Annotated in this window: 31 protein-coding genes; 13 read left to right on the top strand and 18 right to left on the bottom strand. The window is 67.1% G+C overall.

Annotated features, from left to right (window positions below; all coding sequences use genetic code 11):
- Positions 1-3: 3 nt before the first annotated feature.
- The 3 genes from AC5Y5O_RS19175 to AC5Y5O_RS19165 all read right to left on the bottom strand — a co-directional run bounded on the left by AC5Y5O_RS19175 (position 4) and on the right by AC5Y5O_RS19165 (position 2279).
- Positions 4-930, bottom strand: a complete 927-nt coding sequence (locus tag AC5Y5O_RS19175; protein WP_500026737.1) for a TIGR03619 family F420-dependent LLM class oxidoreductase — start codon at positions 928-930, stop codon at positions 4-6.
- 149 nt (positions 931-1079) lie between these two features.
- Positions 1080-1277, bottom strand: a complete 198-nt coding sequence (locus AC5Y5O_RS19170; RefSeq protein WP_133160879.1) for a hypothetical protein — start codon at positions 1275-1277, stop codon at positions 1080-1082.
- 135 nt (positions 1278-1412) lie between these two features.
- Positions 1413-2279 carry a cyclopropane mycolic acid synthase family methyltransferase gene (locus AC5Y5O_RS19165; protein ID WP_096291318.1) on the bottom strand — a complete coding sequence of 289 codons (867 nt, stop codon included), beginning with the start codon at positions 2277-2279 and terminating at the stop codon, positions 1413-1415.
- A gap of 163 nt (positions 2280-2442) precedes the next feature.
- Between AC5Y5O_RS19165 and AC5Y5O_RS19160 the strand changes: the two genes are divergently transcribed.
- Positions 2443-2727, top strand: coding sequence for a 4a-hydroxytetrahydrobiopterin dehydratase (locus AC5Y5O_RS19160; protein ID WP_096289709.1), 285 nt, complete (start codon positions 2443-2445; stop codon positions 2725-2727).
- On the opposite strand, the gene AC5Y5O_RS19155 is transcribed toward AC5Y5O_RS19160, so the two are convergent.
- A complete protein-coding gene (locus AC5Y5O_RS19155; RefSeq protein WP_423790930.1) occupies positions 2724-4043 on the bottom strand; it encodes a mannosyltransferase in 1320 nt (439 codons plus the stop codon). The two genes, AC5Y5O_RS19160 and AC5Y5O_RS19155, sit on opposite strands and share 4 nt — an antisense overlap.
- Positions 4044-4229: 186 nt before the next feature.
- Here AC5Y5O_RS19155 and AC5Y5O_RS19150 point away from each other — a divergent pair, with 186 nt between their 5' ends.
- Both AC5Y5O_RS19150 and AC5Y5O_RS19145 read left to right on the top strand, forming a co-directional pair.
- Positions 4230-4907 (top strand): hypothetical protein, encoded by a 678-nt coding sequence (locus AC5Y5O_RS19150; RefSeq protein ID WP_207768588.1) that lies wholly within the window; start codon positions 4230-4232, stop codon positions 4905-4907.
- Positions 4908-4954: 47 nt separating this feature from the next.
- Entirely contained in the window at positions 4955-6031 is a 1077-nt protein-coding gene (locus tag AC5Y5O_RS19145) for an Rv1157c family protein (protein ID WP_096289711.1), read from the top strand.
- A 13-nt stretch (positions 6032-6044) separates the two neighbouring features.
- On the opposite strand, the gene AC5Y5O_RS19140 is transcribed toward AC5Y5O_RS19145, so the two are convergent.
- Positions 6045-6191, bottom strand: coding sequence for a DUF1059 domain-containing protein (locus AC5Y5O_RS19140; RefSeq protein ID WP_084163488.1), 147 nt, complete (start codon positions 6189-6191; stop codon positions 6045-6047).
- A gap of 28 nt (positions 6192-6219) precedes the next feature.
- The gene (locus AC5Y5O_RS19135) at positions 6220-6792 is read right to left on the bottom strand and encodes an HhH-GPD-type base excision DNA repair protein (protein ID WP_096289712.1); all 573 of its coding nucleotides are present in this window, start codon (positions 6790-6792) and stop codon (positions 6220-6222) included.
- A gap of 94 nt (positions 6793-6886) precedes the next feature.
- Between AC5Y5O_RS19135 and AC5Y5O_RS19130 the strand changes: the two genes are divergently transcribed.
- Positions 6887-7390 carry a nuclear transport factor 2 family protein gene (locus AC5Y5O_RS19130; protein WP_096291320.1) on the top strand — a complete coding sequence of 168 codons (504 nt, stop codon included), beginning with the start codon at positions 6887-6889 and terminating at the stop codon, positions 7388-7390.
- Positions 7391-7420: 30 nt separating this feature from the next.
- Here the strand turns inward: AC5Y5O_RS19130 and AC5Y5O_RS19125 are convergent, their stop codons facing one another.
- On the bottom strand, positions 7421-7624 hold the full coding sequence (locus AC5Y5O_RS19125) for a DUF5302 domain-containing protein (protein WP_096289713.1): 204 nt from the start codon (positions 7622-7624) through the stop codon (positions 7421-7423).
- 18 nt (positions 7625-7642) lie between these two features.
- The gene (locus tag AC5Y5O_RS19120; protein ID WP_096289714.1) at positions 7643-8086 is read right to left on the bottom strand and encodes a PPOX class F420-dependent oxidoreductase; all 444 of its coding nucleotides are present in this window, start codon (positions 8084-8086) and stop codon (positions 7643-7645) included.
- Between the two features lie 35 nt (positions 8087-8121).
- Here AC5Y5O_RS19120 and AC5Y5O_RS19115 point away from each other — a divergent pair, with 35 nt between their 5' ends.
- Together AC5Y5O_RS19115 and AC5Y5O_RS19110 are read left to right on the top strand one after the other, a co-directional pair.
- Positions 8122-8655, top strand: a complete 534-nt coding sequence (locus AC5Y5O_RS19115) for a DUF1697 domain-containing protein (RefSeq protein WP_096289715.1) — start codon at positions 8122-8124, stop codon at positions 8653-8655.
- Positions 8656-8670: 15 nt separating this feature from the next.
- Positions 8671-9507: a class I SAM-dependent methyltransferase gene (locus AC5Y5O_RS19110; protein ID WP_096289716.1), complete on the top strand. Its 837-nt coding sequence runs from the start codon at positions 8671-8673 to the stop codon at positions 9505-9507.
- Here AC5Y5O_RS19110 and AC5Y5O_RS19105 read toward each other — a convergent pair.
- A complete protein-coding gene (locus AC5Y5O_RS19105) occupies positions 9504-9872 on the bottom strand; it encodes an Rv1152 family transcriptional regulator (protein ID WP_096289717.1) in 369 nt (122 codons plus the stop codon). The genes AC5Y5O_RS19110 and AC5Y5O_RS19105 overlap by 4 nt on opposite strands.
- Positions 9873-9899: 27 nt before the next feature.
- Here AC5Y5O_RS19105 and AC5Y5O_RS19100 point away from each other — a divergent pair, with 27 nt between their 5' ends.
- Positions 9900-10628 (top strand): SIR2 family NAD-dependent protein deacylase, encoded by a 729-nt coding sequence (locus AC5Y5O_RS19100; protein WP_279304539.1) that lies wholly within the window; start codon positions 9900-9902, stop codon positions 10626-10628.
- Between the two features lie 23 nt (positions 10629-10651).
- Here the strand turns inward: AC5Y5O_RS19100 and AC5Y5O_RS19095 are convergent, their stop codons facing one another.
- Positions 10652-11293, bottom strand: a complete 642-nt coding sequence (locus tag AC5Y5O_RS19095; protein WP_500026725.1) for a class I SAM-dependent methyltransferase — start codon at positions 11291-11293, stop codon at positions 10652-10654.
- Positions 11294-11401: 108 nt separating this feature from the next.
- The gene (locus AC5Y5O_RS19090) at positions 11402-13726 is read right to left on the bottom strand and encodes an MMPL family transporter (protein WP_500026724.1); all 2325 of its coding nucleotides are present in this window, start codon (positions 13724-13726) and stop codon (positions 11402-11404) included.
- 304 nt (positions 13727-14030) lie between these two features.
- On the opposite strand from AC5Y5O_RS19090, the gene AC5Y5O_RS19085 reads away from it, so the two are divergent.
- Complete coding sequence (locus AC5Y5O_RS19085) at positions 14031-14162, top strand: hypothetical protein (protein ID WP_096289721.1); 132 nt, start codon at positions 14031-14033, stop codon at positions 14160-14162.
- Between the two features lie 137 nt (positions 14163-14299).
- Here the strand turns inward: AC5Y5O_RS19085 and AC5Y5O_RS19080 are convergent, their stop codons facing one another.
- Together AC5Y5O_RS19080 and AC5Y5O_RS19075 are read right to left on the bottom strand one after the other, a co-directional pair.
- Entirely contained in the window at positions 14300-15064 is a 765-nt protein-coding gene (locus AC5Y5O_RS19080; RefSeq protein ID WP_096289722.1) for a 3-hydroxyacyl-CoA dehydrogenase, read from the bottom strand.
- A 44-nt stretch (positions 15065-15108) separates the two neighbouring features.
- Positions 15109-16191 carry a CaiB/BaiF CoA transferase family protein gene (locus AC5Y5O_RS19075; RefSeq protein WP_500026917.1) on the bottom strand — a complete coding sequence of 361 codons (1083 nt, stop codon included), beginning with the start codon at positions 16189-16191 and terminating at the stop codon, positions 15109-15111.
- A 126-nt stretch (positions 16192-16317) separates the two neighbouring features.
- On the opposite strand from AC5Y5O_RS19075, the gene AC5Y5O_RS19070 reads away from it, so the two are divergent.
- A complete protein-coding gene (locus AC5Y5O_RS19070; protein WP_096289723.1) occupies positions 16318-17130 on the top strand; it encodes an enoyl-CoA hydratase in 813 nt (270 codons plus the stop codon).
- A gap of 76 nt (positions 17131-17206) precedes the next feature.
- Positions 17207-18526: a DUF2867 domain-containing protein gene (locus tag AC5Y5O_RS19065; protein ID WP_500026718.1), complete on the top strand. Its 1320-nt coding sequence runs from the start codon at positions 17207-17209 to the stop codon at positions 18524-18526.
- On the opposite strand, the gene AC5Y5O_RS19060 is transcribed toward AC5Y5O_RS19065, so the two are convergent.
- Positions 18523-19245: a CPBP family intramembrane glutamic endopeptidase gene (locus AC5Y5O_RS19060; RefSeq protein WP_096289725.1), complete on the bottom strand. Its 723-nt coding sequence runs from the start codon at positions 19243-19245 to the stop codon at positions 18523-18525. The genes AC5Y5O_RS19065 and AC5Y5O_RS19060 overlap by 4 nt on opposite strands.
- Complete coding sequence (locus tag AC5Y5O_RS19055; RefSeq protein WP_500026714.1) at positions 19242-20384, bottom strand: NAD(P)H-binding protein; 1143 nt, start codon at positions 20382-20384, stop codon at positions 19242-19244. The genes AC5Y5O_RS19060 and AC5Y5O_RS19055 overlap by 4 nt, the downstream gene beginning before the upstream one ends.
- A 204-nt stretch (positions 20385-20588) precedes the next feature.
- Between AC5Y5O_RS19055 and AC5Y5O_RS19050 the strand changes: the two genes are divergently transcribed.
- Genes AC5Y5O_RS19050 through AC5Y5O_RS19040 form a run of 3 tightly spaced genes read left to right on the top strand, consistent with a single transcriptional unit; the run spans position 20589 to position 23182 of the window.
- Positions 20589-21644, top strand: coding sequence for a type III polyketide synthase (locus tag AC5Y5O_RS19050; RefSeq protein ID WP_500026915.1), 1056 nt, complete (start codon positions 20589-20591; stop codon positions 21642-21644).
- A 24-nt stretch (positions 21645-21668) separates the two neighbouring features.
- Positions 21669-22169: an isoprenylcysteine carboxyl methyltransferase family protein gene (locus AC5Y5O_RS19045; protein ID WP_096289728.1), complete on the top strand. Its 501-nt coding sequence runs from the start codon at positions 21669-21671 to the stop codon at positions 22167-22169.
- A complete protein-coding gene (locus tag AC5Y5O_RS19040; RefSeq protein WP_096289729.1) occupies positions 22166-23182 on the top strand; it encodes an NAD(P)/FAD-dependent oxidoreductase in 1017 nt (338 codons plus the stop codon). The genes AC5Y5O_RS19045 and AC5Y5O_RS19040 overlap by 4 nt, the downstream gene beginning before the upstream one ends.
- 2 nt (positions 23183-23184) lie before the next feature.
- Here the strand turns inward: AC5Y5O_RS19040 and AC5Y5O_RS19035 are convergent, their stop codons facing one another.
- The 3 genes from AC5Y5O_RS19035 to AC5Y5O_RS19025 form a co-directional block, all read right to left on the bottom strand.
- A complete protein-coding gene (locus AC5Y5O_RS19035) occupies positions 23185-23988 on the bottom strand; it encodes a crotonase/enoyl-CoA hydratase family protein (protein ID WP_500026707.1) in 804 nt (267 codons plus the stop codon).
- On the bottom strand, positions 23985-25133 hold the full coding sequence (locus tag AC5Y5O_RS19030; RefSeq protein ID WP_096289731.1) for a thiolase family protein: 1149 nt from the start codon (positions 25131-25133) through the stop codon (positions 23985-23987). Before AC5Y5O_RS19030 ends, AC5Y5O_RS19035 begins: the two co-directional genes overlap by 4 nt.
- 295 nt (positions 25134-25428) lie before the next feature.
- Positions 25429-26913, bottom strand: a complete 1485-nt coding sequence (locus AC5Y5O_RS19025; RefSeq protein ID WP_096289732.1) for an aldehyde dehydrogenase family protein — start codon at positions 26911-26913, stop codon at positions 25429-25431.
- Positions 26914-26994 lie beyond the last annotated feature (81 nt).

Below are 26994 nucleotides of genomic sequence, written 5' to 3'. Positions count from 1 at the left end.
GGGTCAGACCGCGGCGCGTACCGCTTCGACAAACACGCGCAGATCGCTTTCGCCGTTCCCGAACCGCGCCGGCCATTGGATGAGCCTCAAGTCCGTGACGCCGGCTTTCGCGAGTGCGGCCGCGTCGGCGGCGACGGCAGCGAGATCCGGCCCGCCGTCGGCGCTGGCCCTGACCCGAAGCGAGCCGGTGACGCCGAACCCGTGCGGATCACCGCCGGCACCTTCGACCGCCGCCCGCATCCGTCCGATCCCGTCGGCGAGGTCACGGGCATCCTGACCCCAGGGAATCCAATACTTTCCGAACCGCGCGAGGCGGCGGGCGACGGCACGATTGACCGTCCCACTCACCCAGATCGGCACGCCGCCCGGCTGTAGCGGCTTGGGCATCTGGTGGATCCGATCGAAGGTCAACTCGGGTGAGGCGTAGCTGACCTCGTTCTCCCGCCACAACCGCGTACACACCTCGAGCGTCTGGTCCAGGATCGCCCCGCGCCTGTCGAAATCCACTCCGGCCACGTCGTATTCCTCGCGCTGCCAGCCGACGCCCACCCCGAGATCCACGCGCCCGCCCGAAAGAACATCCAGTGTCGCAACGGTTTTCGCGAGAACGGCGGCGGGACGCAGCGCAGCCAGCAAGATGTTGGTGCCCAACCGGATGCGTTCGGTGCGGGCCGCGAGGTAGGTCAGCACGGTGAGCGGCTCCAGCCAGGGTCCGTCCGGCCCGGTGGGTTGGCGACCGCCGGCCGTTCCCCCGACGCCGGGATCCGCGTAGGCGTCCATGTTCATGCCGAACGCGATGTGCTCGGAGACCAGCACTCGATCGAATCCGGCGCTCTCCAGCACGCGCGCCCAGTCAGTGAGGTGCTCCCAGTTCACCGGCTCCTCGGCGGAGAAGGAGGGTATTCCCATCGACAGCTGTATCGAGGCCATTGCGACAAGTTAACCGATCGGTGCCGCCCGATCGCCGATCGCATCGACTGTCAGGCAAGCAGCAATGCGGCGCGGGCCCTCGTCCCGCCCGCGCAGCCGGTGGACCTCATCGACGGTCGATGCCGAACGATGCTGGCCCACAATTGATGTCACGCCTTGGCGCGGTACAAGTCGAACAGGTCGGCGGTGATCAGTTTGGCGACCTCGTCGGCCCTCTCCAGGGTTTTATACGGGCCGCCGATCTCGATGAAGACGCTCCATCCGCCGTCCGCATCGGCGATGACTTTGACGGCGTCGGGTCGTTCAAGGTAGTCGCGATGCAGAGCAATGAAATTCTCGGGCTTCATGCGGTCAGGGTAGGGCAGATCGGGGCGTATCAGCCCGCCGTTCATGCTCACGTTCAGCAAAGTTCGCGCAGTAGACGGTTGCCTACCCGTCGGCACCGGGCACGTGCCACGAACTCACATGTGTCGCAACCCGATTCACTTACGCAACGTGAATTGGTTGACGTCGATGTAGCCGTCCCGGAACGCATCGGCACATCCCGTCAGGTAACGCATATAGCGCTGATAAACCTCTTCGGATTGGATGCTGACCGCGTCGTCATGGCGCCCGGCCAATGCGACGGCCCAATGGTCCAGCGTCCGGGCGTAGTGCAGTCGCAGCGACTGGCGGCGGGCCAGGTTGAAACCCATCTTCGAGGCGTGGAACTCCACCATCTCGATCGCGGGCAACTGGCCCCCGGGGAAGATTTCCCGGGCGATGAAGTCGTTGAAGCTGGTCTGCTCCTCGGACATCGGCAGGCCGCGCTCCACGATCTGCTGTGCGGTCAGCATGGTGATCGTGTGCAGCAGCATCACCCCGTCGCCGGGCAGGGTGCGATAGGCCATCGCGAAGAAATCGTCGTAGCGGTCGTAACCGAAGTGCTCGAACGCACCGATGGAGACAATCCGGTCGGCGGACCCGTCGAATTGTTCCCAGCCCTGCAACAGCACCCGCCTGCTGCGCGGGGTGTTCATCGCGTCGAACGATTTCTGGACATGGGCGGCCTGGTGTTCCGACAATGTCAGGCCGACGACGTTCACGTCGTACTTCTCGATCGCGCGGCGCGACGTGGCTCCCCAGCCGCAGCCGATGTCCAAGAGCGTCATCCCGGGCCGCAGCCCCAGCTTGCCCAGCGACAGGTCCATCTTGCGGATCTGGGCCTCTTCCAGGGTGATGGGCTGCAGGCGATCGAAGTAGGCGCAGCTGTAAGTCATCGTGGGATCGAGGAACAGCCGGAAGAAGTCGTCCGACAAGTCGTAATGCGCCTGGACGTCTTCGAAGTGCGGTGTCAGATTCTCCGTCATGGCGGCCACGTCCCTCCCTGAACCCCGGGGCCATTACCTGCTTGACGAAGTGGCCGCTACGGCGGTTCAACACCGACTTCCCCAAATTGGCGAACTCAAACGACCGGAGTCATGGCGTAACGTGGCGACTGGCAAGGTTTTTCGCCTAGAAAGGTTTGCTGTCATGGCCGTACTGACGGATGAGCAAGTAGATGCCGCTCTGCCCGATCTCGACGGTTGGGAACGTGCGGATGGGGCATTGCGCCGCTCGATCAAGTTTGGAAGTTTCTTGGACGGCATCGACGCGGTGCGCCGGGTCGGCGAGCACGCCGAAAGTAAAGACCATCACCCGGATATCGATATCCGTTGGCGGACAGTGACTTTCGCACTTGTCACGCACTCTGAAGGCGGAATCACCAAAAACGACATCGAGATGGCACGCGATATCAACGGGATCGTCGGGAGCTAGCCCAGCGACGGCGCCGCCCGTGGGCGAGACTGCTGGGCCGGCGTCGCATCAGAGCGGCCGACTCGTTTGCCGGACGTGGCGATGACAACCAGGGTTGCCACTGCGGCCACCGTGTACGCCAGCCCAGCCCACGCGAAGTACCAGGGCCGGCTGATCTGCCAGATGTTCGGCTGAGCGAACAACAACAGCCACGGCACGCCGACGATGGTCAGCGCCAACCAGCCCCAGCCCGCGACCCGCATTGCGCGTCGCTCGCGCCTGGGTCCGTGAATCAGCCAGATCATCAGCGGCACCAGCCACACCCAGTGATGGGTCCACGAAATGGGTGACATCAGCAGCGCGAACATCTCGACCACCAGCAACTTGCCGAGCCGATCCGAGGAGTCCACGGCTCGCCACGCCAGGATGGCCAGTACCGCCGTCACGGCGATGGCGATCACGACCGGCGGACCGAAGCCGGCGTCGTGACCCAGGATCCGGGAAATGCCGCCCCGCCACGACTGATTGATCGAGGTCGCGATCGGCCCCACCCGGTGGGCGTCGCCGAGCAGATCGGTGAAGTAGTAGCGAGTCTGATCGCCGACGATCAACATCGACAGCGCGATGGTGCCGAAGAACACAACCGCCGAAAACGCGGCCGCGGCGAATCGCCGGACGCCCACCAGATAAACCCCGGCGATCGCCGGGGTCAATTTGATCCCCGCCGCCACGCCGACCAACAGTCCGGATAGCCACCAGCGCGTCGTGTAGATCGCGCAGAGCACCGCGAGCATCAGAAAGACATTGATCTGCCCGTAGTCGAAGTTGTTGCGCAGCGGCTCGATCCAGATCGTGATCGCGGTCCACGCCATCGCGACACGCCGGCCACTGCCGGGCGGCACGCCGAGTAGTCGCTGGCTGATGCGAACCGAGGCGTACAGCGCGGCCATCGTCGCGGCCAGCCACAGGAAGCCGGTCAGGCCAAACGGCAACAGGTGCAACGGGTAGAAGACGATCGCCGCGAACGGCGGATAGGTGAACGGCAACGGGAAGTCCGGTGTGCGCTCGCTGTAGACGAAGTCGTACAGGGTGCCGGGGTGCTCCAGCGCGGCCGCGCCGCCGAGATAGACGTGCAGGTCGACGAAGTTCGCGCCGTTGCGCGTCAGGTACGTCAAGGCGAGTCGTGCGGCGACGCTCACGACCAACAGCAGCGGCGCGGCGGAGCTGATCACACTCGCCATCCGCCGGGAGATGGGTGCCGCCCGGGCGGCCACATTGGTGTCTACCCGCCTGACTTTAGCGACCGCGGCGGACGCTGTGGTGTTGTCCGTCGCCACCCCCGGCACGCGCCGAGCAGCGGACTTTGCCGGCGATCCGCAGTCGCGGCCGCGTCCGCAACCGTCTGGTCACCGCCATCACTCGTCTCGATAACGATCAAATAAATGCCACACGTGTCACTTGAGTCCCACCAGCATCAAAGTAGCTTCGGCTCCGTCACCTGTTGTCGATCCCTTGGGGGAGCAATGCCAAGCATCTGGACTTACGTGAAAGCCGCCGCCGTTGTCGTCGGTTCGTCCGCCGCCCTACTCACGGGCGGTATCGCCCACGCCGACCCGGCGCCGATTCCCGACCCCGGCCTGCAGAACATCCCGCAGCAGTTGATCGCTTCGGCGGCCAACGCTCCGCAGATTCTGCAGAACCTCGCGACCGCTCTCGGTGCGCAGCCGCCGCAGGCTCCGCCCCAGCCCGGTATCACCTTCCCGGGCCTGAGCTCGGCCGCACAGGCGCCCGCGGCGTCCGCCCCGGCGGGTGTCCCGTCGATTCCGGGACTCACCCCGGCAACGCCCGCCCCCACGGCGGCCAGCCCGACGGTTCCCGGCCTCAGCTCGATTCCTGGATTGGGCCAGACCACACCGGCGGCTCCCACCGCGCCGGCGAGTTCCGGTATCCCCGGGCTGAGCTCGATCCCGGGCCTGACGTCACCGGCGGCGCCGGCCGCCGCACCGGCGTCGGCACCCCAGGTGGCGAATGTGAACATGCCGGCACTGCCCGGCCTGCCGCTGAACGTGCCGCCGAAGCTGTCGCTTCCGGGCGACCTGACGTCGCTCGCCGCGGGCGCCGTCCCGGGGACGGCAGCCGCGCCGGCCGCCGCCGCGCCGGCGGCTACCCCGCTGTCGCCGCTGCTCTCGGCCATTCCCTGAGCAGTTCGTTAAACGGCTAATCCACTACCGAAGGACCGGAGGACATCGTGGCAAGCAGTTGGAATCTGTCCAGAGGTTTGGCCGCGGTCGTGACGGCATCGGTTGCCGCGTTCGGGCTTTGCCCGAGCGCGGCAGCCGATCCGGCGGCACCGCAGCCGACACCCCAACAAAGCGCGACCCAGGGCCTGCCCGGCCTGCCCGCGCTGTCGCAGCTGAGCCCGATCATTCAGCAGGCCGCGACCGACCCCGGCCAAGCCACGCAGCTGCTGATGGCCGCGGCCCAGGCGTTCACCCATAACCCGTCGGCGCCCGGCGAATCGAAGAACGTGGCCGCGTCGGTGAATCAATTCGTTCAGGAGCCGGGTGCCCCGGTTCCCGGTGCGCCGGCTCCGGCGCCCATCGCCGCCCCGTCCGAGCATGTGCCCGGTGCCGGCATCGTGCCGGGCGCCCAGGCTCATCTGCCGACCGGCATCGACCCGGTCCACGCCGCGGGCCCGGCCCCGGCGGCGGCTCCCCCGGCCGGCACGCCACACGCTCCGGTACCCGGCGCCGCTCCCGGTCCGGCTCCCGAGGCCGCACCCGCGCCAGGCCCCGCACCCGCTCCGGCCGCGGCACCGGCTCCGGCCCCCTCGGCGGCACCCGCACCCGCACCAACGCCCGCGCCGGCCCCGGGCGCGGCCCCGGCGGCCGCGACGGCCCCGGGTTTCGGCCCTGACGCACCGGTCACGCAGGACTTCATGTATCCCTCAGTCGGCAGCAACTGCCTCGCCGACGGCAGCAGCGCGCTGGCAACCGCGCTGTCGGTGGCCGGGCCGGCCCCGATCCCGACGCCCGGCCCCAAGCCAGGCCAGACCGCCTACGTGTTCACCGCGGTCGGGACGCCCGGACCCGCCGAGGTGCAGAAGCTACCGCTGAACGTCACCTGGGTGAACCTGACGACGGGCAAGTCGGGCACCGTGACCCTCACGCCCCGCACCGACATCAATCCCGAGGGACCGACGACATTGACCGCGATCGCCGACACCGGTTCGGGCAGCATCATGTCGACGATCTTCGGTCAGGTCACGACCAAAGAAAAGCAGTGCCAGTTCCTGCCCACCATCGGCTCGACGGTGGTGCCCTGAAGCCAGGGGTTGGCTAGTACGCCATGAACAGGATGGCGTCGCGGTCGTACTCCAGGCCCGGATGAACGCTGGACAGGTGAGCCTGGGTCAGCTCGACCAGCTCATCCTCATCCTTGCCGACGATGGCTTCTCCGCACGGACACGTCAGGTGTGTCTTCACGTTGCCGCCCTTCCCTTCTGGTGACCTACTACTTAGCCGCCTTGGCTGCCGCTTTCATCTGCTTCTTGTACGCGCGCACTTTCCCCATCGACTGGTCGTCGACGATGTCGGCGACGGAGATATGTGTGCCGGCCTTGCCGAACTGTCCGGCCGCGGTGCGCCAGCCTTTCGCGGTGACGCCGTACTGCTTGCCCAGCAGCGCCAGGAAGATCTGCGCCTTGACCTCACCGAAACCGGGCAGGCCCTTGATGCGCCGCAGCAGCTCGTCGCCGTCGGGATCGCCGGCGGTCCACAAGCCCGCGGCGTCGCCGTCGTAGCGGTCCACGACGATCTGGGCCAGGGTCTGGATGCGCTTGGCCATCGACCCCGGAAACCGGTGTATCGCAGGCTTTTCCGAGCACAACGCGGCGAACTTGTCGGGGTCGTAGTCGGCGATCTCGGCGGCGCTGAAGCTGCCCATCCGGTCCGCGATCTTCTTCGGTCCCGCGAAAGCGGTCTCGAACGTGACCTGCTGGTCCAGCACCATCCCGACGAGCAGGGCCAACGGGTCGCTGGCCAGCAGCGCGTCGGCCTCAGGATCCTGCGCGAGGCAAAGTTTCACAGTCGACAGACTACCCACCAGAAAGGCGCCGGCGACCAGCGCATTACCACCGGGTTATCGTGGCGAGGTGGTGGATGAAGCCAAATTGGCCCTGATGGTTGCCCGCGACGAACTGCATCAGCTCGTCACCGCCTATTGCCGGGCCGTCGACCGCGCGGACTACGGCGCGCTCCGGGATCTCTACCACCCGGACGCGACCGATTCACACGGCTCGTTCTCGTCGGGCGGCGTGGAACCGTTCATCGCGCAGCTACAGGCGGCCGAGCCGTATGTGCGTGTCTCCCAACACAACATCACCACCACGAACTTCGTGGTCGACGGCGACGGGGCCCGTGGCGAGATCTACTGCCTGGTGTTTCACACCTTCGCCGGTCCCGAACACGACATCGACGTGATCATCGGCGGTCGGTACCTGGACACCTATATCCGCCACGACGGCCGCTGGAAGTTCTTCCAACGCACCATCGTGGCGGATTGGGCTTATCAAAACGACCCGTCCCAAGTCGACTTCAGCCATCCCAGCACCCGCGCCAGCATGCGCGGCAAGCCGGGCAAGGCCGACCCGTCGATCGGACTCTTCGCCCCGGGGCTGAGCTAAAGCTCTGTCCGCCAACAACTCTGGGGCAGACTAGCCGCCGCTCTTGCGACGAAATTCCCGACGGCCCCCGCCCGCGGCGCCGTGCGCCCGGGCCTGCTTGCCGCCACTGTCTTTGTGGTCGGACCCGCCTGCGGACTTGGCCATCTTGCGCTCCAACGCTTCGCGAAACTTGCGCTTGTTGTCGTCCTCGCCCTGCGCGGGCGTGGCATCTTTTCCGGGAGTCGTGTCGGCCATATCGGCAGCCTAGTCCGACTACCGCTTGCCCGGAGGCATCCCGTACAGGTGCGAGATCGGCAACGTCAGCACCACCCGCCGATCGGTGACCATCGCCTCGCGGTACTCATCCCAATCGGGATGCTCACCGGCGATATTGCGATACAACGCAATCAACGCTTCGACGGTGTCGTCGTCGGGCGCGGCGGCCGGGGGCGTGAGTTCGGCGGTGCCTTCAGCGACCGCATACGACCAACCGTCGTCGGAGTCGACCAGGATCGACGCCCGCGGATCCCGGCGCAAATTGCGGGTCTTGGCCCGCGGTTCGGTGATCGACACCCGGATCACCAACTCACGCGGGTCGAAGTGGTAACTCACGTTCGACAGTTGCGGGCGCCCGTCGCGTTTGATCGTGGCCAGCACCCCGAGTGAGTTCCCCGCTATCAGTGCCAGCAATTTGTCGTCGAAGACTTGGCGTCCCATCCCCAAAGACTACGTCGCTCTGGTGCAATCGGATCATGACCAAGTACGCGGTGTTCCTGCGCGGCGTCAACGTCGGCGGCGTCAATGTGAAAATGGCCGAGGTCAAGGCGGCCCTGACCGACGCGGGATTCGCTGCCGTGCGCACCATCCTGGCCACCGGCAACGTGCTGCTGGAGTCGTCGGCCAAGGCGCCCGGGGTGCGCAAGAAGGCCGAAGCCGCGCTGCGCGAACGGTTCGGCTACGACGCGTGGGTCCTGGTCTACGACGTCGACGCGGTGCGTGCCGTCATCGAGGCCTACCCGTACCAGCCCGAGGTCGACGGTTACCAGTCCTACGTCACGTTCGTCGCGGACGCCGAGGTGCTCGGCGAGCTCGCGAAGTTGGCCACCGAGGCCGGCTCCGACGAGAAGATCAGCCGCGGTGACGGCGTCATCTACTGGCAGGTACCCAAGGGCAGCACCCTGGACAGCACGATCGGCAAGACGATGGGCAAGCCCCGGTACAAGTCCTCGACTACTACGCGCAATATGCGAACTCTGGCCAAAGTCATGCTGGGAAGCGAAACGTAGGTAAGGTTTTCGACGATGAGCTCTGCCCAAGACACTCCCAAAAAGAAGGTCTCCCTCGGCGGCGTCTCCGAAACCGCTCTCCTGACGCTGAATGCGCGGGCGCAGGAAGCGCGCCGCCCCGATCCCCTGCTCGTCGATCCGATGGCGGTGGCGCTGGTCGACTCGATCGACTACGACTTCGCGAAGTTCGGGCGGCCGCGCCAGGACATCGCGTTGCGCGCACGACTGTTCGACACCCAGGCCGCGTCGTTTCTGACGGGGCACCCGACGGCCACCGTGGTGGCGCTGGCAGAGGGTCTGCAGACCAGCTTCTGGCGGTTGGACGCGGCGATTCCGGATGCCCAATTCCGTTGGCTGACAGTCGATCTACCAGAGATCATCGAAATTCGGACCCGACTGCTGCCGGCCTCGCCTCGGGTGGCGGTGTGCGCCCAGTCGGCCCTGGACTACGGCTGGATGGATTCGGTCGACGTGGCAGGTGGCGTGTTCATCACCGCCGAGGGGCTACTGATGTATCTGGAGCCCGACCAGGCGATGGGCCTGATTGCCCAGTGCGCCAAGAGATTTCCCGGCGGCAAGATGATCTTCGACCTGCCGCCGGCCTGGGTGTCCAGGGTGAGCCGGCGCGGTATGCGAACCTCGCGACGCTACACGGGGCCACCGTTGCCGTTCAGCCTGTCGGCGGCCCAGGTGGCCGACCTGGTCAACACCGTGCCGGGGGTGCGGGCGGTGCGGGATTTGCGACTGCCGCCGGGACGTGGTCGCGCGTTCAACGCCGCGGTGCGGATGATCTATCGCGCGCCGGTGTTCCAAGCGCTGCGACCGTGCTTGACGCTGCTGGAATTCGGCTAGCCCTCGTCGGGCACGGCCTCGATGTAGCGCAGCGCCTCGGCCTTGCCCAACCCGAGTCCGCGGGCGACATGGACATACTCACGGGCCGCGGCCGCCATCGCCGCGTCGGTCGGGTCGTAGCGGGCGATGAAAGTGCCGAAGCGCCCGCGAGTTTCGACAATGGCCGCTGTCTCCAGCTCACGGTAAGCGCGCGCGACCGTATTGACGGCCACACCCAGTTGGCCGGCCAGCTCGCGCACGGTCGGCAAGCGGCTGCCGGGCGCCAGGGCGCCTTCCCGCACACCATCGATGACCTGCGTCCGGAGCTGGTCGAAAAGCGGCCGGCCGCCCTTGAGGTCGACCTTTAGCCATTCGCCCAGCTCCACGTATCCAGTATTACCCCAACCAGCGCTATGTTGGTGGCTATGCGAGTGACGGTGCTCAGCGGCGCAGGGATCTCCGCGGAGAGTGGAGTGCCGACATTTCGCGACGACAAAAACGGATTGTGGGCCCGTTTCGACCCCTACGAGTTGTCCAGCACCCAGGGCTGGGTCAATAACCCCGAACGGGTGTGGGCCTGGTATCTGTGGCGGCACCACCTGGTGGGCACCGTCGAACCCAACGACGGGCACCGGGCCATCGCGGCCTGGCAGGACTACGCCGAGGTCAGCGTCGTCACCCAGAATGTCGACGACCTACACGAGCGCGCCGGCAGCAGTCCGGTCCATCACCTACACGGCAGCCTTTTCGAATTCCGTTGCGCGAGTTGCGGTCTGCCCTATCACGAGACCCTGCCCGCGATGGCCGAGCCGGCGATCGAGGTGCAACCGCCGCTGTGCCCCCGCTGCGGTGGGCTGATCCGGCCCGACATCGTCTGGTTCGGCGAGCAGCTGCCCGAAGGCCCGTGGAGCCACGCCGTCGAGGCGACCCACACGGCCGACGTGATGGTGGTCGTCGGGACCTCGGCGATCGTCTACCCGGCCGCCGGCCTCGCCGATCTCGCACTCTCGCGCGGCGTCACCGTGATCGAGGTCAACCCCGAGCCCACCCCTTTGTCGGGCAGCGTCACGCTCTGCATCCGCGAGTCCGCGAGTCAAGCCCTGCCGGGGCTGCTGCAAAAACTACCCGCGCTGCTGAAGTAGCGGATTCGCGGCGGCCCAGCGGATTACGGCCGTCGCGCGCGGCCCAGCAACAGCTCCGATACCGGCATCGGGGACCAGGCGGGCAGTGTCCACTCCCGCCGGGAGCTGTTCACTTCGAACCCGGCGTCGACGATCGCGCGTTCGGTATCGCGATGGGTATGGCAGTTACCCAGCAGCCGCGGCCAGATCGTCGCGTCGGCGAACCGCTGCAGCCGGCCGCGCATACCGGCGCTGGCCACGTGCTCGAGATAGCGCAACTCACCGCCCGGGCGCAGAAACTCATACACCCGCCGCAGCACCGCTTCGGGGTCGCGCACCGAGCACAGCACCAGGGAGCACACCACCGCATCGAACGGCTGCCCGCTGTGGAACTCCTCCACGGTCTCGTTGGTCAGGACCACCGGTACCGACGCGGCAGCGGCGGCCACCCGCGCCCTGGCCGCCAAGCGCGGCTCGGGCTCCATCGCGACGACCTGCGCGACGGACTCGGGGTAGTTGGGGAAGTTCGTTCCGATACCCGCCCCGACCTCGAGCACCCGGCCCGACAAGCCGGCCAGGTTCTCCCGGCGCAGGGCCCGCACCGCCTCGGTCTCGTGAGCGGCGGCAACCGGCCACACCCGCGCGAAGAACGGGTTCTCGAACGTCGGTGTCGTTGCTGTTGTCATCCCCCACCTATTCGATTCGGAACGGGGCCTCAGCATAAAGCCAGCCGGCGCGCGCAATTGACGATCCCCACCTTGGCTATCGGCGCAGCCCCCCGCCATCAGCCGAGCTCAGCCGATTTTAGTCACCGGTTCGGCGACCGGATAGCCGTTGTGCTCGACGGCGATCGCCACCGGCTCGATCGGCGCGGCCGGTTCGGCCGGTCCCTCGCTGACGCCGAACCGCTCGTGCAGCCACATCAACGGCTTGGGCGCCCACCAGTTCCAGCGGCCCATCACGTGCATGAACGCCGGAACCAGAACCATCCGGACCAGGGTCGCGTCGACGAACACGGCCAGGGTCAGGCCCAGACCGAACATCCGCATGAACGACACGTGCGCGGCGATCAGCGCGGCAAACGACATCGACATCACCAGCGCGGCCGCGGTGATCACCCGGCCGGTGCGCGCGACGCCGTGCGCCACCGCTTCGTCGTTGGCGTCGTGCGCCTGTTTGGCCGTCGACGCCAGCGGCCGGTACTGCAGCCAGTACTCGCGGATCCGCGAGATCAGGAACACTTCGTAGTCCATCGACAAACCGAACGCGATGCAGAACAACAACACCGGCATGTTCGCCACCAGCGTGCCGCTCGGCGTCGTTCCCAGCGCGCCGAGATGGCCGTCCTGGAAAATCCACACCAGCGCGCCGAACGCCGCGGTCAACGACAGCACGTTGCACATCAGCGCCTTCAGCGGCAACAGCACGCTGCCGGTCAGCAGGAACAGCAAGATGAAGGTGATCACGGCCATCACGCCGAGCACCATCGGAAGCCGGTCCGTCACCGCGTCGACGCTGTCGCGGTTGACCTGGGCGACGCCGGCCATCTCGACGGCTCGCCCGGCGGGCCCGGGTACCTGATGCAATCGCTTGAGCTGGGTGTCGGACGCCGGCGAGAACAGTGGCTCCGTGCTGCTGACGGTCAAGAACGCACTACCGTCGGACAGCCCGGTGGCTCCCGCGGGCGGCCCGACCGGGTTCCCGCCGACGAACGTCCCACTCGGCGCGGACACGCCTGAGACCCCGGGCACCCGCGACAGTGCCGCGGCGTAAGCGTCGAGGTCGGCCGGGCTCACGCCGCGCGCGTCGGGAATGACGACGGGCACCGACGTCGCCGAATCGTGCGCGAAGTTGGTGCGCAACTGGTCACCGACCTGATGCGCCGACGCGGATCGGGGCAGTACGCGGTCGTCGGGGAAGCCCCATGTCACCCGGAGGAACGGCAGACCAAGCAGCACCAGCACCGAGGCGACGGCCACACCGATCGGCAGCCAACGGCGCATCACGAACTTGCTGGACCGGTACCAGAACATTTGCTCGACGGGCTTGTGCACGGGCGCGGGGCGGCGCAGCACCCGTCGCACCAGCTTTCTCACATCCAGCGAATCCAGCCGTGGGCCCAGCAACACGATCGCAGCCGGGGTGATCACGATCGACGCGGTCGCGACGAACGCCACGGTGGCCACCCCGGCATAGGCGAACGACTTGAGGAAGTACATCGGGAACAGCGCCGTCGCAGACATCGACAGGGCGACCGTGACGGCGGAGAACAGCACGGTGCGCCCGGAAGTCGTCATGGTTCGGATCAGCGCCTGATGGGGGTCGCCGCCCTCGGCCAATTCGTCGCGGTAACGGCTGACGATCAACAACGTGTAGTCGATCGCCAGCGCCAGGCCCAACGCGGTGCTCAGGTTCAGCGCGAAGATCGACACCTCGGTGCTGAACGTGATGAGCCGCAGTACGGTCATCGAACCCACGACGGCGAGCGCACCCAGGGCCATCGGCAGCGCCGCCGCCAGCAGCCCGCCGAACACCCAGATCAGCACCAGAAAGCTGAGCGGAAGCGCGATCATCTCCATGACCAAGAGGTCTTCTTGGTTCTGCTTGTTGATCTGTGCGTACTCCATGGCCGCGCCGCCGGACCGGACGGTGACCCCGTCCCGATCGTGCACCAGCTGATCCGACAGGGTTTGGGCGTTGTTCTGCACATTGTTCTCGCCGCCCTTGAGGTTGACCACGATCAACCCGGACTTGCCGTCTTTACTTGTCAGATCGACGGCAGCTTGCGGCGGCGCGGTCCACGGGGAGGTCGCGTTGTAGACCAGCGGCGAGCGCTGCAGCTCGTTGACGAGATCGGTGCCCACCGTGCGGGCCTGATCACTGTCGACCCCCGCGGGTGCGGTCACCAGGATCAGCATCTGCTGACCGCTCTGCCCGAACTTCTCGGTGAGCACCGAGATGGCGCGCGCGGACTCCGAGTCCGGGTCCTGGAAACCGCCGGGAGCCAGGCTCTTGGCGACGGGGATCCCGAAGACCGCTGCGGCGATGAACACCAGCACCCCGACCGCGATGATCCGGCGCGGCGCGGCGATGGCCAGCCGAGCGATCCTTGGCAGCATCTACGCTTCCTCCCCCGGTGGCGGTCCCGCGGGGCGCACACCATATTCGCGGTAACCTAGCCGCGGTAAGAGACAGGTGTCAAACAACTACTCACCAAGCCACGGGGTGAGAGTCCGGTTGGTTCGATGCGGTTTTCAAACCCGCGAACACTAAGAGTCCGGCTAGAAAATTGGGCGCTGATTAAGCCGGTCAGGGGCCGAATCCGCGTCTAGACGCCAGGCAACCCTACTGGCGAGTAAATTGCCACCATTTTCCGAATCGTGACTCAAAGATTCCTTAATGGTGGCTTTTAGGCTCAGTGTCATGTGGATCGACGACTCAAGTGCGGACGTCATCAAGGTTGACTTCGAGGCTCTCTACCACGGAGACGTGTTGGTGGAAGGCGAGACCTCCGAGCAGTTTGACGACTGGCACCCGCTGCCCAACGCGAGCTGACCGCCATGAGCCTGCTCGCTCGGCTACTTATGGCCGAACCCTCAGTTTCTCGTTGGTTCCGTCGATCGCATTGATCTTGTTGCCAACAAAAACCCCCGCCGTGGCGGGGGTTTTTGTGTATGCGCCGCCAACGAGCCTCAGCGCGGCGCCATCCGGATGGCGCCGTCGAGGCGGATGACCTCACCGTTGAGCATCGGGTTCTCCACGATGTGCACCGCCAGCGCGCCGTACTCGTCCGGGTCTCCCAGCCGCGCCGGGTGCGGCACCTGCTTGCCCAGTGATTTCTGCGCCTCCTCGGGCAGCGAACCCAGCAACGGGGTCTTGAACAACCCCGGCGCGATGGTCATCACGCGAATGAGCTCGCGTGACAGGTCGCGGGCGATCGGCAGCGTCATGCCGACCACGCCGCCCTTGGACGCGGAGTAGGCGGCCTGTCCGATCTGGCCATCGAACGCCGCGACCGAGGCGGTGTTGATGATGACGCCGCGCTCGGGGCTTGTTTCGGGACCAACCGGCTCGGTCTTGGCGATACGTTCGGCGGCCAGCCGCAGCACGTTGAAGGTGCCGATCAGGTTGACCTCGACGACCTTCTTGAACCCTTGCAGCGGGAACGGCCCGTCCTTGCCCAGCGTCTTGATCGCGTTGCCGATGCCCGCACAGTTGACGTTGATGCGCAGCGAGCCCAACGACTCGGCGACGTCGAGCGCTTTGCTCACGCCCTCCTCGTCAGTGACGTCGGTCGCGAAGAACTTCGCGCGGTCGCCGAGTTCGGCCACCACTTCCTCACCCTTGAGGTCGATCACGACGACCTGAGCGCCGGCATCCAGCAGCCGCTTGGTGGTGGCCAGGCCCAGACCGGAGGCACCCCCGGTGACGACGGCGACAGCGTCCTTGATCTCCATGCGAGTCCTTTCGTGATCCTGCCGACCAACTTGTTGGTTGGGGACTATACCCAGTCGTTGAGGACGTCCTCGACGTCGGTCACCGGCGCCGCGGGGCGCGGTGTCGGCGGCGCGGTGCGAGAGAACCGCGGCGCCGGCAGCGGCTGCAGACCGCCGTTGACTTCGTAGAAGGTGTTGCGCTCGGTGATGTGCGGCTCGTTCTGTACCTCGCCGAACGCCAGGATCGGCGTCACGCAGGCGTCGGAGTCGGCGAACACCTTCGCCCAGTGATCGCGGTCCTGGCTGGCGAACTTCTCGGTCAGGATCGCCCGTAGTTCGGGCCAGCGCCCGACGTCGTTCTGCCCGGGAAGGTCGGCGCCGTCGAGGCCCAGGCCGGTCAGCATGGCGGCGTAGAACTGCGGCTCGATGGCGCCGACCGCGACGTAGCGCCCGTCGGCGCAGGTGTAGGTGTCGTAGTAGGGCGCGCCGCCGTCGAGCAGGTTGGTGCCGCGCGCGTCGGTCCACATCCCGGAGGCGCGCATCTGCCACATCATCTGGACCAGCACGCTGGAGCCGTCCACCATCGCGGCGTCGACGACCTGCCCCTTGCCGGAGGTCTGCCGCTCCCAGAGCGCGGACAGGATCCCGAGCAGCAGGAACATCGAACCGCCGCCGAAGTCGCCGACCAGGTTCAGCGGCGGCACCGGCCGCTCGCCCGCCCGGCCGATCGAGTGCAGGATGCCGTTCAGCGAGATGTAGTTGATGTCGTGACCGGCTTGCTGGCTGCGCGGACCGGTCTGGCCCCAACCGGTCATCCGCGCGTAGACCAGCCGCTCGTTGACCTCGGCGCAGTCGTCGGGTCCCAGGCCGAGTCGCTCGGTGACGCCCGGGCGGTAGCCCTCGATCAGCACGTCCGCTTTGGCGATCAGCCGCAGGACGGTCGCGCGCCCCTCGTCGGACTTGAGGTCGGCGGTCACCACCCGACGGTTGCGCATCATGGCGTCCTTCGCGACGCCGCCGGGGCCGGACGACGGGCGATCGATGCGCACCACGTCGGCGCCCAGATCTCCCAGAATCATCGCGGCGTGGGGGCCCGGCCCGATGCCGGCCAGCTCCACTACCCGGAGTCCTTTGAGGGGCCCACCCAACGGTCCCGCCATGGTCCACCGACCTTTCGTCTGCTCTGACGCGTGTCAACCCGGTCGTTGGCATCTTCGCAGCCGCGCTCGACGGCCGCGCACCCCGGTCGCTTACCCGGTCGTTATCGTGAGCCCATGTCTGAATCCGTGCTCGACAAGCCGTCGTCCGTCGACGGCCTGGCCATCACGTTGTCCGACGGCGTGCTGTCGGTGACCATCGACCGGCCCGACAGCCTCAACTCACTGACGGCTCCGGTGATCTCCGGACTCGCCGACACCATGGAACGCGCGGCGACCGACCCTGGGGTCAAGGTGGTTCGGCTGGGCGGTGCGGGCCGCGGCTTCTGCTCCGGAGCCGGCATCAGCGCCGACGACATGTCGGGCAGCGGCGGCGTTCCGCCGGACGAGATCGTCGTCGAAGTCAACCGGCTGATCCGGTCCATCACCGCGTTACCGCACCCGGTGGTCGCCGTCGTGCAGGGGCCCGCCGCGGGCGTCGGCGTCTCCATCGCGCTGGCGTGCGACATCGTATTAGCTTCTGACAAAGCATTTTTCATGCTCGCGTTCACCAAGATCGGGCTGATGCCCGACGGCGGGGCGTCGGCGTTGGTGGCCGCCGCGATCGGCCGGATTCGCGCAATGCGCATGGCGCTGCTGGCCGAGCGGTTGCCGGCCGCCGAGGCGTTCGCCGCGGGCCTGGTCAGCGCGGTCTATCCGGCCGAGGACTTCGACGCCGAAGTCGACAAGGTGATCGCGACGTTGCTGGGCGGCCCGGTGGTGGCGTTTGCCAAGACCAAGGATTCGATCAACGCGGCCACCCTGACCGAGCTGGACGGCGCGCTCGAGCGTGAGTACCGCGGGCAGGCGATCTTGTTGCGGTCGGCCGACTTGCGCGAGGGTGCCACGGCGTTCCAGGAGCGCCGCGCGCCGAACTTCACCGACCGCTAGCACGGTTGGCGGCCCCTCGAACGGCAATCCTGCTTAGCGTCAGTTCCGAATAAACTGACATGCCGGAAGGGGAACAATGCGCTGTCTGGTGACCGGGGCGACCGGCTACATCGGTGCCCGATTGGTGCCGCGTCTGCTCGACGAGGGCCACAGCGTGCGCGCGCTGGCCCGCAACCCGGACAAGTTGGCGGACGTGCCGTGGCGGGCGCGCGTCGAGGTGGCCCGCGGTGACCTCGGTGACGTCGATTCGCTGATCGACGCGTTCGAGGGCATGGACGTCGTGTACTACCTGGTGCACTCGATGGGGACAGCGAAGAATTTCTCCGACGAGGAGAGCCGCTCGGTCCGCAACGTCGTAACGGCGGCGCGGCGGGCCGGGGTTCGGCGATTCGTCTACCTGTCCGGGCTGCATCCCGAAGGCCGCCGCCTGTCCCCCCATCTCGAGTCGCGCAAGGCGGTCGGCGATGCGCTGATCGACTCGGGAATCGAAACACTGGTACTGCAGGCCGGTGTGGTCGTCGGTTCGGGGTCAGCGTCCTTCGAGATGATCCGGCACCTCACCGATCGGTTGCCCGTGATGACGACGCCGAAGTGGGTGCACAACAGGATTCAGCCCATCGCGGTGCGTGACGTGCTCCATTACCTCGTTGCGGCAGCGACGGCGCCGGTGCCGTCCTCGCGCACCTGGGATATCGGCGGGCCGGACGTGCTGGAGTACGGCGACATGATGCGGGGTTATGCCGAAGTCGCCGGCCTGCACCGCCGCTACCTGATCGTGCTGCCGTTCTTGACGCCGACGATCGCCAGCCTGTGGGTGGGAACCGTGACGCCGATTCCCCCCGGCCTGGCGCGCCCGCTGATCGAATCGCTGGAATGCGATGCGGTGATGCGCAATTCGGACATCGATAAGATCATCGAGCCACCGCCCGGCGGCCTCATCTCCTACCGGCGCGCCGTCTCGTTGGCGCTGGACCGCCCGGCGCGCGGGCTGCCCGAAGCCACCTGGGCCTCGGCGGAATCCGAGCCCGCCGACCTGCTGCCCAGCGACCCGGGCTGGGCTGGCGACATCATCTACACCGACGTCCGTACGGCAACGACAGATGCTGCGCCACAACAGGTTTGGGATGCCGCGGAAAGGGCGGCGAAAAACTCCGGCCAGTGGAGGGTGGCCGAGCGTGAGCCCGCGACGTCGCTGCGGCTGCGCTCTCGTCAGCGCATGCCCGGATCGGGGTGGATGACGATCACGGTCGCCCCGCAGGCCGGCGGCGGCACCGTCTACACCCAACAAACGACCTTCGTGCCTCGCGGCATCCCAGGACGGATTTACTGGCAGGTGGCGCGGCCGCTGCACATCGCCGCGGCACGCGCATTGGCGCGCAACGTGATTGGCAGTTAGACGCCGAACATCGGCGGCAATACCAGCACCATGATGAGACCCCAGAAGAAGTGGGTCAGCATCGGAGCCAGAATGCCGCCGCTGGCCCGTCGCTCCAACGCGCACACCGTGCCGAGGATGACCGCGGCAAAGCCGAGCATCGGGTTACCGCTCGCCAAAGTCACGCAGAGATACAGCAGGGTCGAAATCGCCACTGGCGCACGCCGACCCAGCGCCGTATACAGCGCACCGCGGAAGAACATCTCCTCGGCGACGCCGTTGACCAGGGTGATCACCACCACCAACCAATACGACCCGTGGTGGGCATATTGCAGCACTCGCGCGATCAGTTCCGCGACGGGCGCAATCTCCCGGACGATCAATCCGCCGACCACGAAGATGCCGCCGAGTAGCAGTCCGATCAGCGTGCCGGTGATCACCGGGCGCTGATTACGGCCACGCCAGTTGATGCCGCCGAGATGCAGCGGCCCGGAGAGGAACGCGCCACCGATCCACACTGCCGCCAATACCAGCGTCAGCCAGTAGAAGTTCGAGTCGCCGGGCGCGCGCCGCAGCGAAAAGCCGAGCACCACAGCACCGACCACCAGCGTGAGCGCCACCACGGCCCGGCGGCGCCGCACCATCGACGGCGCTTCGTGATGTGACACAGCGACATTGGTGACAGCCCGACGCAGCTCCGAGAACACACTGGTGTGGTACGGGCTGGTGGCTTGGCTCATGCCGGACGTACCTTGGGCGTAAGGGTGAGCATGATGTCGAGGCTGGTGCGCAGCGCTCCCGCGACCGGACCCGGCACCCTGTTGACCAGTTTCAGCGTGGGCCGCGCTATCGGCGGGGTGATCGCCCGTGCGAGGCGCCGGATGCGCAGCGCGTCCCCGCCGGCCCACCCGGGATCGGTGTCGGCGAGGTGATGCGGATCGGTCAGCGCGTTGACCGGGCGGGGCCGCCCGTTGGTGGTCAATGCCCGACGGATGGCGTCCTCGACGCTCAGCAGGCCGCCGGGCGGGTCGGGTACCCGGCCGCGCAGGTCGCTGGCGGAGGCGACCATCGGGTGATCCAGCGATTCCACCAGGTCGCCGGCCAATCCTGGTGGGACCGGCAACGCAAGCCCGGTGACCAGCGACGCCAGCGAGGTGTCGATCCGGCCGACCGGTAGTGCGGTGTGCCACCGGCCCGAGATACGCGCATAGGTCTTCAGCAGGCCCCGGTAGGACGTGGTGTCCGGACCGGCGATGTCGTAGGCGCCCGCGGGCACCCGCTCGGGGTTCGCCGCGGCGAGCAGATAGTGCAGCACGTCGCGAATGGAGATCGGGTCGATCGGGTTGTCCAACCAGTTCGGCACCGGCAGCAGCGGGAACCGGTCGCCGACATAACGCATCATCTCGAACGACGTCGAGCCGGCGCCGATGATCACCGCCGCGCCCAACCACACCAGTTCCGGGCCGTCGGGCACGGCCAGGGCCTCGGCCACCTCGGCCCGGCTGGCCAGATGATCGGACAGCTCATCGGCAGCGGGCACGAAGCCACCCAGGTACACGATGCGCCGCACCCCGGCGTCGCGGGCGGCGGCCGCGATGTTGGAAGCCGCTGCCCGGTCGGCGTCGCGGAAGTGGGGCTGGCCGATCGCGTGCACCAGGTAGTAGAGCACGTCAACCGGGCCCGCGGCGTCCATCGCCGCCTGCGCCGACACCGGATCCGAGGCATCCAACCGGACCGGCGCAACGCGATCAAACCAGCCGAACCGCTTGAGCCGCTCGGGGTTTCGAGTGGCGGCTACCACCTGGTGGTTGTTCGCGAGCAACGCCGTGACCAGACGCGATCCCACATAACCACTGGCACCAGTGACCAGAATCCGCATCTACTGACCCTATCCCGGACGGGCCACGTCTAAACCCGGTCGACCCAGCCGCGGCGGCGCATGCAGGCCAGGGTCCAGGCGGATGCCGGACGTGACCAGTGGTCATCATCACAACTATGACAACTGAACAATGCGATCTACGGCACCGTAACGCAAGGTATGGACAAAACTACGGGGGCCAGTTCGGCACACATCGGACTGGAAATGTCGACCAACTACACGGATCCATCCATCGCAGCGGTCGCGGTGAAGTTCCCAGAAAACCGGTACACCCAGGACGAAGCCGTCGGCGCGCTGACCGACTTCGCCGGCCCGGACTTCCAGCGGTTCGCGCTCAGCAGTGGGGTTGAGCACCGCAACACCGCCTTGCCGCTGTCGCGCTACCGCGAGCTGACCGGTTTCACCGAGGCCAACGCCGCCTACCTCGACGTCGCTCTCGACCTGGCCGAGCAGGCGCTGCGCGCGGCGCTGGACGAGGCGGGCGTCGAACCCTCGGAGGTGGACGTCGTCTTTTCCACGACGGTGACCGGACTGGCCGTACCGACGGTCGAGGCACGACTTGCCGCACGGGTGGGCCTACGCCAGGACGTCAAACGCATTCCGCTGTTCGGGCTGGGCTGCGTGGCGGGTGCGGCCGGGACCGCCCGCATGCACGATTACCTGCGGGCCTTCCCCGATCACGTCGCCGCGCTGCTCGCCGTCGAACTGTGCTCGCTGACCATTCAGCGCGAAGACCATTCGGTCGCAAATCTCGTCGCCACCAGCCTGTTCGGCGACGGCGCCGGCGCCGTCATCGCGAAGGGCGCCAACTACGCGGGCCGGCCAAGGGGTCCTCGGGTGCTGGCCACCCGAAGCCGGCTCTACCCCGACACCGAAGATGTCATGGGCTGGAACATCGGCAGCGACGGCTTCCGGATCGTACTGTCGGCCGACGTCGCGAACGTCACCGAGAAATACCTGGGCGACGACGTCCGCCGCTTCCTCGCCGACCACGGACTGCAACCGCAGGATGTGTCGCGTTGGGTCTGCCACCCCGGTGGCCCGCGGGTGATCGAGGCGGTGGAGGAAGTGCTGGATCTGCCGGGAGATGCCCTTGATCACACCCGAAAGTCGTTGCGCGAGAACGGGAATCTGTCTTCGGTCTCGGTGCTGGATGTGCTCAGGGCGAACGTGGCCGATCCGCCACCGGCCGGCTCGCTCGGCCTCATGATCGCGATGGGTCCGGCGTTCTGCTCCGAGCTCGTGCTGTTGGCCTGGTAGCGGCGGACACGGGATAGTGGTGGCATGTACTATCTGCTGATCCTCGCGGTCGGGCTCGAACGCATTGTCGAGCTGGTGCTGTCCAACCGGAATGCGCAATGGTCTTTTGCCCAGGGCGCCAAGGAGTTTGGCAAACCGCACTACATCGTCATGGTCGTCATTCACACGGCTCTACTGGTCGGCTGCGTCGTCGAACCGTGGGCACTGCACCGGCCGTTCATCGGATGGCTGGGCTGGCCGATGCTGGCCATCGCCGCGGCCAGTCAGGTGCTGCGCTGGTGGTGTATCACCACGCTGGGCCGGAGGTGGAACACCAGAGTGATTGTGTTGCCGGAGGCGCCCCTGGTGCGGCGGGGGCCCTACCGGTGGCTGCACCACCCGAACTATGTTGCAGTGGTGGCCGAAGGGTTCGCGTTGCCGCTGGTGCACACCGCGTGGCTGACCGCGGCCACGTTCACCGTCGCCAACGCGATTCTGCTCAGTGTGCGGATCAGGGTGGAGAACTCCGCGTTGGGTTACACATGAGCTCCTATGACACCGACCTGCTGATCGTCGGAGGCGGGCCCGGCGGCCTCGCGACGGCGTTGCAGGCGCGCCGGCACGGGCTTTCGGTCATCGTGGCCGAACCGCGCGAGGACCCGATCGACAAGGCATGCGGCGAGGGGTTGATGCCCGGCGGCCTCGCCGAGCTGATGTCGCTGGGTGTCGACCCGGCCGGCATGCCGTTTCACGGGATCGCCTATGTCAGCGAGCAACGGCGCGCCGAGGCGCTGTTTCGCAACGGGCCCGGCCGCGGCGTGCGACGCACCACGCTGCACGCCACACTGCAGGCACGGGCCAAAGAGCAAGACACCGAATGGATCCGGACAAAGGTGACCAGCGTCGAGCAGGACGCCCATGGTGTCAGCGCCGCCGGCATCCGGGCGAAGTTCTTGGTCGGTGCCGACGGACTGCACTCGACGGTGCGGCGCTGTGTCGGCATCAAGGCCGCGGCCGGTAAGCCGCGACGTTACGGTGTGCGTTGGCATTTCACGGTGCCGGCCTGGTCGGAGTTCGTCGAGGTGTACTGGTCGCGGCTGGGTGAGGCGTACGTGACGCCCGTGGAACCAGACCTGGTCGGCGTGGCGATCCTGTCGCAGGGACGGCCCGACCTGGCCTGGTTCCCACGGCTGGCCCGGCACCTCGAGGGAGCCGGCCGCGGGCAGGCGCGCGGCTGCGGCCCGTTGCGCCAGGTGGTCTCGCGCCGCGTCGCCGGCCGCGTACTGCTGGTCGGCGATGCGGCCGGCTACGAGGATGCGCTGACCGGCGAGGGCGTCAGCCTGGCCGTCAAACAGGCGGCGGTCGCGGTCAACGCCATCGCCAACGAGACACCGGCCGCGTACGAGGCGGCGTGGCACCGGGTTACCCGCAACTACCGCTACCTGACCCGGGGAGTGGTGCTGGCCAGCACGCCGCGCGCGACGCGGCGTGCCATCGTGCCGGCCTGTGAACGCCTACCCGGGTTGTTCGGCTTCGGCGTAAACATTCTCGCGAGCTAACGCTAGCGGGCCTTCCAGACCGGCTCGCGCTTCTCGGCGAACGCCAGCGGGCCCTCCTTGGCGTCCTCGGACCGGATCAGGGTGCGCATCTCGTTCACAGTGCGCTCCCAGCCGACCTGGTCGCCGGTGATGACGCCCTCGTCGACGCCGGCTGCGATGCGCTTGCTGGCTTGCACCGACAGCGGCGCGTTCACGGTGATGCGCGCCGCCATCGCCAGTGCCGCGTCGAGCACCGAGCCGTCCTTGACGACCTGGTTGACCAGGCCCCATTCCCAGGCGTCGGACGCCGTCATCGGCTCACCCGTCAGCAGCAGCTCCATCGCGACCTTGCGGGGCAGCTGGTCGGCGATGCGGAAGACGCCACCGGCTGCGGCGATCAGTCCCCGTTTGACTTCGGGCAGACCGAATTTCGCCACCTCGTGGGCGACGACCAGGTCGCTGGCCAGTGCCAGCTCGGTGCCGCCGCCCAGCGCGGTGCCGTTGACGGCCGCGATCGTGGGCTTGTCGATGAAGTGTTGCACGTAACCGGCGAAGCCCCAGTCGGCATGGTCGGGGTGATAGAGGTTCTCCCGGCGTGCGATCGCTTTGAGATCGGCTCCGGCGCAAAAGGATTTGTTTCCGGCGCCGGTGAGCACCACCGCCCGCACCTCGGGGTCGTGCTGGGCTTCCTCCAGCGCATCCCCGACTCCGATGCTGACCGCGGCGTTGATCGCGTTGCGCGCCTCGGGCCGGTTGATGGTAATGACCATCACGGCGCCGAGGCGCTCAACCAAAACTGCCGGCGCCGCGCCCTGCGCGTCCGTCACAGCAGCTCCACGATGGTGGCGTTGGCCTGGCCGCCACCCTCACACATCGTCTGCAGGCCGTAGCGAATTCCCTTGTCCCGCATGTGGTAGAGCAGCGTGGTCATGATCCGCGCGCCGGAGCCGCCGAGCGGGTGGCCGAGCGCGATCGCGCCGCCGTTGGGGTTGAGCTTCTTCTCGTCGGCACCGATGTCCTTCAGCCACGCGAGCGGAACGGGCGCGAACGCCTCGTTGACTTCGTAGGCGCCGATGTCGTCGATCGAGAGCCCGGACCGCTTCAGCACTTTCTGGGTGGCCGGGATCGGCGCGGTCAGCATGATGACCGGGTCAGCTCCAGCCAGAGTGGCGGTGTGCACCTTGGCAATTGGGGTCAGGCCCAGGTCCTTGGCCTTCTCCGCCGACATGAACAACAGCGCGGCCGCGCCATCGGAGATCTGCGAGGAGTTCCCGGCATGGATCACGCCGTCCTCCTTGAAGGCCGGCTTCAGCGAGGCCATCTTCTCCATCGGAGTGCCGCGCCGGATGCCTTCGTCCTTAAGCACGACGTTGCCGTCGGCGTCCTTGATGCCCACGATCTGATCGTCGAATGCACCGGAATCCTGTGCTGCAGCGGCCTTTTCGTGGGAGTCAAGGGAGAACTGGTCGAGCGCGGTGCGGTCGAATCCCCACTGCTCGGCGATCATTTCCGCGCCCAGGCCCTGGTTGGGGATCTGACCGTCGTAGCGGGAGATGAAGTTCTCGGGGTAGGGCCGTCCGCCATTGGCCAGCGAGGCGCCCATTGGCGTGCGCGACATCGACTCCACACCACCGGCGACGACGACGTCGTAGTGCCCGGCGACCACACCGGCCGCGGCGAAGTGGATGGACTGCTGGCTCGATCCGCACTGGCGGTCGACCGTCACGCCCGGGACGGTCTCCGGCCACCCGGCGGTCAGCAGTGCGGTACGGCCGATGTCGAGGGCCTGCTCGCCGGCCTGCATCACGCAGCCCCAGATCACGTCGTCGACGATTTCGGGGTCGATGCCGGCCCTGGTGGCTAGCCCGTTGAGCACCTGGGCGGACAGCTCGGCGGGGTGCACCCCGGAAAGTCCTCCGTTGCGCTTGCCAATGGGTGAACGCACGGCCTCGACGATGACAGCTTCAGGCATGGTTAGGTCTCCTTTGACTCCGGTCTTGCCTCGATTGTCAACCAAGGGGTTGGGCGGCCCGGTAGCGGGGTGGGCTGGGCGCGCCCATTCGCTGATGCACCGCGGCGTTGAGTGTGCGTGCGTGGTGAAGACACGCCGAAGGGGTCCGGCCTGTGCGCACACGCGACGCCCTCAGCGCACGCGCGACGCCCTCAGCGCAGACATGACGCCCGGCCCGGCCACCGACTTCAGACCGAACAAATGTTAGGTCAACTCTGCCATGGCCTGAGCCGGGCGGCCGCTACCCGCGGGCGAATCAGACGGCGGGGTACGCCACCGACTTGATCTCGGTGTACTGGTCGAAGCCGGCGATGCCGTTCTGCCGGCCGATGCCGCTCTCCTTGTACCCACCGAACGGCGAGTCGGCCGCGTAGCCGGCACCGCCGTTGACGCCCATGAAGCCGGCTTTGATCCGGCGGGTCACCGACAGCGCGCGCTCCAGGGAACCCGAAAAGACGTTGCCGGCCAAGCCATACACGCTGTCGTTGGCGATCCGGATCGCGTCCTCCTCGTCGTCGAACGGGATGACCGAGAGCACCGGCCCGAAAATCTCCTCCTGCGCGATCGTCATCTTGTTGTCGACGTTGGTGAAAAGCGTTGGGCGGACGAAGTATCCCTTGTCAAAGCCGGTCTCCGCGCCGGGGCCACCGACCAAAGCCGTAGCACCCTCGTCGACGCCCTGCTGGATGTAGCTGTTCACCCGCTCGTACTGCCGCTGCGAGATCACCGGGCCGCACAACGTCGCGGGGTCCTGCGGGTCGCCGCACGTGACGTTCTCGTAGATGTTCTTCAGGATCTCGACACCCTCGTCATAGCGGGACCGCGGCAGCAGCATCCGGGTCGGGTTGGCGCAACCCTGACCGGCGTGCATACACGGTGCGATGCCGACCATGCAGGCCGTGCCGAAGTCCGCGTCTTCCAGCACGATGGTCGCCGACTTGCCGCCGAGCTCCAGGAACAGCCGCTTCATCGTGGCCGCACCCTTTTCCATGATCCGCTTGCCGACCACCGTCGAGCCGGTGAACGAGATCAGGTCGACCTTGGGCGACAGCGTGAGTTCCTCGCCGACAAAGTGATCCGACGCGGTGACGACGTTGACGACGCCGGCCGGGATGTCGGTGTTTTCGGCGATCAGCCGACCGAGCCGGTTCGCGTTGAACGGGGTGTTCGGCGCCGGCTTGAGCACCACGGTGTTGCCGCTGCCCAGCGCCTGGCCGAGCTTGTTGATTGTGACCTCGAACGGGAAGTTCCACGGCACGATTGCGCCGACCACACCGACCGGCTCGCGCCACACCTTGATCGTGGTGTTCGCACCGGTCAGGCTGATCACCCGGTCCCCGAGGTCGGTCTCCCAGGCGTACGAGTCGATCAGCCGGGCGGGGTACTTCAGCCCGTCTGCCAGCGGGGCGTCCAGCTGCGGCCCGTAGGTGATGGCGCGGGGCGCGCCGACCTCGAGGATCAGCTCCTCGCGCAGCTCGTCGATCTCGGACTCGATGGCCTCGTGCAGCTGCAGCAGGCAGCGCTTGCGCAGCTCCTTGTTGGTCGACCAATCGGTCTCGTCGAACGCCCGCCGGGCGGCGTCGATCGCCCGATGCATATCTTCCTTCGAGGCGTCGGAAACCTCGCCGAGTGACTCCTCGGTCGCCGGGTTGATGTTGGTGAAGGTGCCGGCCTGGCCTTCGACCAGCTTGCCGTCGATCATCATCTTCGGCTCGAACCGGACCTTTACAGTGTCAGCCATTTTTGTTCAGCTCTCTTCAGACTCGTGATCTTGTGACTCGTCCCTGCGGAGAGCCTTACTGGAAACTAGCCGATTGGCAAC

The sequence above is a fragment of the Mycobacterium sp. NGS40 genome, from assembly GCF_059812735.1.
Note: the sequence above shows the minus strand (reverse complement) of the source record. Positions and strands in the feature narration are given on the sequence as shown.